Origin of the sequence: Streptomyces sp. P17 (genome assembly GCF_032436805.1) — a bacterium.
In the GTDB taxonomy this organism is placed as follows: Bacteria; Actinomycetota; Actinomycetes; order Streptomycetales; family Streptomycetaceae; genus Streptomyces.
In genome coordinates this window covers 1-5267 of record NZ_JAVRBF010000136.1, presented here as the reverse complement: position 1 = coordinate 5267, position 5267 = coordinate 1, and the positions used below count along the sequence as shown (strand labels likewise).

Genomic DNA, 5267 nt, shown 5'->3' with positions numbered 1-5267 from the left:
CGACACCCGACACCCGACACCCGACACCCGACACCCGACACCCGACACCCGACACCCGACACCCGACACCCGACACCGGGCGGGGGGCGCGCGGTGTCGGAGCCGGTCTTCGGGTTGTCACCGGAGTGGCTGCTCGACGCGTTCGGGAGACCGATCGCGGACGCGCTGGTGCTGTCCCACCCCGAGCAGTACGAGCGACTGCGGGCCGCCTGCCCCGAGGCCGCGCCGACCGCCGTACTCGCCGGAGACCCCTGCTGGGACCGCATCCTGGCGGCCCGGCCGTACCGCGAGCGCTTCCGCCGCGCCCTGGGTGTGGGCCGGGGGCGGCGCCTGGTGGTCCTCAACTCCACCTGGAACCCCGAGTCGCTCTTCGGCGACGGCGGCGATGACGTCCTGCCCGCCCTGCTGCCCCGGCTGACCTCGGAGTTCCCGGCGGACGAGTACCGGCTGGCGGCCGTGTTGCACCCCAACATCTGGCACGGACACGGCCCCGGCCAGATCCGCGCCTGGCTCGACCGGGCCCGGCGTGCCGGACTCGCGCTGGTCGATCCCCTGCACGGCTGGCGGCAGGCCCTGATCTCGGCCGACGCGGTGATCGGCGACCACGGCTCGGTCACCTACTACGCCGCCGCCCTCGGCACCCCCGTACTCCTCGGCGCGGCGCCCCTGTCCGGCCTCGCCCCGGACGCCCCGGTCCACGCCTTCGTCCGCACGGCACCACGCCTGGACCCAGCCCTCCCGCTGCGCGCGCAGGTGGAGACGCTGCTCTCTCAGCATCAACCGCCCCCGGAGCCAGCCGAGTTCGTCAGCTCCGCCCCGCTCGAGTCGGCGGCACGTCTGAGGCGCCTCTTCTACGACCTGATCGGCATCCCGGAACCCGAGGAGCCCGCGCGTCTGGAACCACTCCCGTTGCCGCCGTACGAACCCGCCGCGCACACCGTGCCGCTCACCGTGCTCACTGGGCTTTCCGGACTGCCTGGCTCGGACGAGGTGACGGTCACCCGGTACGCGGGCCCGCATCCGGCGCCCTACGGAACGGACGCGGCGCACACGGCCGTACCCGAGGACACGCGGGAGACGGACCAACTCGCCCTCGCCGACGTGGTGTTCCGGCACGGCGAGCCCCATGACCCTCGCCTCGGCCCACCGGCCGAGTGGGCGGCCGAGGTTCTCCAACGGCACCCGCACTGCGCACTCGCCGCCTACGTCACCGGCCCCGGCACCTGTGTCGTGCGCACCCGCGCCGGAGCACTCGTACGCCTGGATTCGACGTCCGACGCCGACCCAGCCGTGTACGCCTCGGCCCTGCACGCATGGCTGTCCTCCGGCAAGTCACCGGCGGAGCTGTACGGCCGGGGTCTGACGGTCCGTACCGGCGCCACCGCGCACGCCGTGACCGTCACTCCGCTCTGAGGCATCGCTCCCGGAGCGACCGCAGCCAGGCCACGTGGTGCTCGGCATGCTCCTGCTGGAGCGCCGCGAGTGCTTCGTCGATCAACGGGAGTGCGGTGCCCGGCGCGCCGCCGTCCAGGTGGGTTTCGGCGAGGTCGGTCAGGGTGCGGGCGGTGTTGTAGGCCTCGCCGCTGTCCCGGAAGAAGCGCAGGGCCCCGTCCAGATGCTCCACCGACTCCGCCCGGCGTCCGAGGTGGCCCAGGGCACGGCCCTGGTGACGTGCCAACAGGGCACGGGCACGCGGGAGATCGTTGCTGTCCTCGTCTTCGGGGCCGATGGTGTCGTAGACGCGGGCCGCCTCCTCGAAGCGGGCGTAGGCCTCCTCGAAGCGCCACTGCCGCATCCGCAGCAGGCCGAGCAACTCGACCGCGGAGGCATGGCCACGGACGTGCCGGGCCGCCTGTTCCTCTCGCGCGGCGGCGCGGGCCTCGGGCTCCGCCTCCTCCCAGCGGGTCAACTCCATCAGGCAGTGAGCGAGTTGGAAGTGCAGGGCGCCCGCTGTCCGGGTGCCGGGGAAGTGGTCGTCCGCGATACGGGCCCCGGCCCGCAGGGCGGGCAGCAGGACTTCGTGGTGCCCGGCCTTGAGCTGGAGCGGCCACAGGGCCTGGCAGAGCAGAACGGCGGTGTCCCGGTCGCTGAACTCCTCGGCCGCGCGTACGGCTTCGACGAGGTTGGGCGCCTCGGCGGCAAGGGCGGCGACGGCCGTACCCGGATCCGGGTAGGCCACCGACGCGTGCGCCGCGGGGACCCGCCAGCTCTGCGGAAGGGCCGCCCGGGCCGCGCCGACCGCCAGGCCCCGGTAGCCCTCGATGACCCGGGTGACAGCCGCCGAGCAGGCAGCGATGCCGTCGACAGCGGCCGCCGTACGCTCGGCGTGGGCGCGGACGGAGGGGCGGTAGCGGTAGCGGCCGCTTTCGGTGCGCTCGACGAGCAGGGCCTCGGCGAGTTCCTCCAGGTGACCGGCGGCCAGGGAGCGGTCGAGGTCCGCCGCGTGTGCGGCCGCCGCCGGGTCGAGGGCGGGCCAGTCACGCAGGCCCGCGAGCCGGTAGAGGCGGGCGGCACCGGGGGTGAGCCGGCGGTAGGAGGCTTCCGCCGCCGCGCGGACCGGGTCGTCGTCGGGCACGGTGGGCTCCTCCGTCGGCTCGGTCGGGGCCGCCGCCAGCTGGAGGGCGGCGGCGTGCAGGGCGTAGGGCCGTCCGGCGCAGCGGTCGAGGACGCCCGGCAGGGCGGCGCGGGCCGCGGTGACCGCCGGCGGGCCGACCAGCCGTTTCAGCATCTGGGTCGCGTCGCGCCGGGTCAGCGGTCCGACCGGGATCTGGAGGGCGCCGAGTCCCACGAGAGCGCCGGGGGCGACGACGATCGTGAACACGTCCGGCGCCGGGGCCAGCAGGGGCCGCGTCTGGGCGACGGACTCGACGTGATCGAGGACCAGCAGCAGCCGCCGGTCGGCGAGAAAGCGCCGGAACAGGTCGGCGCGGTCGACGGCGGCCGGGGGTATCTCCTCGTCCGGCAGCCCGAGTCGACGCAGGAGTGCGCCGAGGACCGCTTCGGGTGTGCGGGCGCGCAGATCGGCGTAGAGCTGGCCGTCGGGGAAGCGGGCCGTCTGCCGCCAGCCCCAGTGGCAGGCGAGGGTGGTGGTGCCGATGCCCTCGGGGCCGTGGAGCAGGGCGAGCCGTGGGCGTCCGTCGAAGGCACGGGCGGCTTCCTTGTCGAGGAGCTTCATGGCCTGCTGACGGTCCGTGAAGTAGCGCGGTGCGCTGGGCAGTTGCGGCCGCTGCGCAGGGATGGCTCCCGGCGACGGGACACTACGGGCGAGCAGCAGCCAGTCCCGGGCCAGCTGTGGATCGACCTGCACCCCCGCGTGCACGAGCCGGGCCACCTCGTCCCGCTCGCCGGGCGTCGTGGGCGCGGCCACCTCGCGGCCGGTGATACGGCGGACGAGACCGCCCGTGGACTCCCAGACCCAGCGGCCTGCTTCACTGCCCATCCCGGATCCGACCGCCCCGAGCACGGCACTGATCGCGCCCACCGAAATCAGATCCATCATGCTCAGCACACTCCCCCGTCCAGGCCGACCCCAACTCTAGTGGCGCGAAAGCGAGATGACGTCACCGCGCACTGGCGACGCAAGCGAGCGTCGTGCCGACGGGGTTCGCCGACCAGCCGCTCCTGGTCTACGCGGCGGACGCGGCGCAGGCCATGCTGGTCACCCGGTGGAACGCGGCGATGGCCGGCGGCGGAGTCGGCGGCGGGGTCCTGCTCGGCCTGTACGGCGCGCCCGCGTTCCCGTGGAGTGTGCTGGTGCTGGTGCTGGTGCTGCTGGTGCCCGTGCTCGCGGAGGCACGGGTTCCACGCTGGAGCGGGGTCAGCCGCGCTTCGGCACCCCGTACGCCCGCTCGACCCGCAGCCGCAGCACCAGTCGGCCGTCCCGGACCATCGCGGCGCGGAAGTCGTCCCAGTCGGGGTGTTCGCCCTGGACGTCGCGGTACAGGCGGATGAGTTCCTCGACCGTGTCGTCGTGCGGGTCCTTGGCGACGGGCGTGAGGTCGGCGGTGCCCTCGGCGACGGTGTACGCCCAGCGGTCGGAGCTGGTCACGTGGTACGACGCCCGTGGATCCCGGCGCAGATTGCGGGTCTTGGCGCGGTCGTCCGTGATCGAGATCCGGATGGTCCGCTCGTCCGGGTAGTAGGCGTGGGTGACGTTCGACAGCTGGGGGCGGCCGTCGCGCTTGAGGGTCACCAGCACACCGCCGTGCCCCTCGGAGAGCAGCTGGAGCAAGGCCTCTTCGGTCCGGTCCTGAGTCATGTCCTCATAACGGGTGGGGCGCATCGCACATTCCCCGCCCCACTCGTAGACAGTGTCTACTCATCGATGGTAGACACAGCGTATGCAGGAATCCGAGGCAGGACTACGGGACCGACTGGTCGGCGTGGGCGTGGAACTCGTCGCCCAGGAGGGCGTTCAGGCGCTCACCCTGAGGGAGATCGCCCGCCGCGCGGGGGTCTCGCACGGGGCCCCGCGCCGCTACTTCCCCACCCATCTGGAGCTGCTGTCCGCCATCGCGCGCCGCGGCTTCATCGACCTCGCGGACCGGGCGACGCGGGCCGTCGACGACCACCCCGGCGGTCCGCGCGCCCAGCTGGCGGCGCTGGCCGACGCCTACCTCCGGTTCGCGGTGGACAACCCCGGCATGTACGAGCTGATGTTCCGTCACGATCTTCTGAAGAGCGGCTACTTGGGGCTGGGTGACCACAGCCCCCCCTCGTTCGGACGCCTGGTGGAGCTGGTCGGCCGGGTCCGGCCCGATGCCGATGCCCGGCTCGTCGGCGGTGCCCTGTGGGCGAATCTGCACGGCGTCGGCCAGCTGTGGGGCTGGGGCAGCCTTCAACTGGCCGTCGGCAGCGATGACTTCGGCCGCATGGTGGGCTCGGTGCTGGACATCTACCTCGGGCCGGACGGGGAGTGAACCCGCGTCTGACCCTGACCGCGAGCGTGGCCGGTGCGGTGATCGTCGCCCTCGACGGCACCGTCCTCACCATCGCGCAGCCCGCCCTCCAGCGTGACCTGGGCGCGTCCCACGCGCAGATCCAGTGGACCGGTACCGGCTATCTCGTCGCCGTGGCAAGCCTGTTGGTGATCGGGCACCGCCGGCTGTCCGGCGGACGGCTCGGCCACCGGATCGGGCACCGACGGCAGTTCGGCGGACGGCTCGGCCACCGGATCGGGCACCGACGGCTGTCCGGCGGACGGCTCGGCCACCGGATCGGGCACCGACGGCAGTCCGGCGGACGGCTCGGCCACCGGATCGGGCACC

General features: G+C 73.6%; 4 protein-coding genes and 1 pseudogene. 3 read left to right on the top strand and 2 right to left on the bottom strand.

The window, feature by feature from the left end; all coding sequences use genetic code 11:
* Positions 1-93 precede the first annotated feature (93 nt).
* Entirely contained in the window at positions 94-1413 is a 1320-nt protein-coding gene (locus tag RMT89_RS39650; RefSeq protein WP_315888604.1) for a hypothetical protein, read from the top strand.
* Here the strand turns inward: RMT89_RS39650 and RMT89_RS39645 are convergent.
* The gene (locus tag RMT89_RS39645) at positions 1400-3499 is read right to left on the bottom strand and encodes a tetratricopeptide repeat protein (protein ID WP_315888603.1); all 2100 of its coding nucleotides are present in this window, start codon (positions 3497-3499) and stop codon (positions 1400-1402) included. The genes RMT89_RS39650 and RMT89_RS39645 overlap by 14 nt on opposite strands.
* A 318-nt stretch (positions 3500-3817) precedes the next feature.
* Positions 3818-4258, bottom strand: coding sequence for a PPOX class F420-dependent oxidoreductase (locus RMT89_RS39635; RefSeq protein WP_315888605.1), 441 nt, complete (start codon positions 4256-4258; stop codon positions 3818-3820).
* Positions 4259-4340: 82 nt separating this feature from the next.
* Here RMT89_RS39635 and RMT89_RS39630 point away from each other — a divergent pair, with 82 nt between their 5' ends.
* Both RMT89_RS39630 and RMT89_RS39625 read left to right on the top strand, forming a co-directional pair.
* Positions 4341-4919, top strand: coding sequence for a TetR/AcrR family transcriptional regulator (locus tag RMT89_RS39630; RefSeq protein ID WP_315888602.1), 579 nt, complete (start codon positions 4341-4343; stop codon positions 4917-4919).
* Positions 4916-5267: pseudogene (locus RMT89_RS39625) on the top strand (hypothetical protein); the annotation flags it as partial. The gene RMT89_RS39630 and the pseudogene RMT89_RS39625, both read left to right, overlap by 4 nt.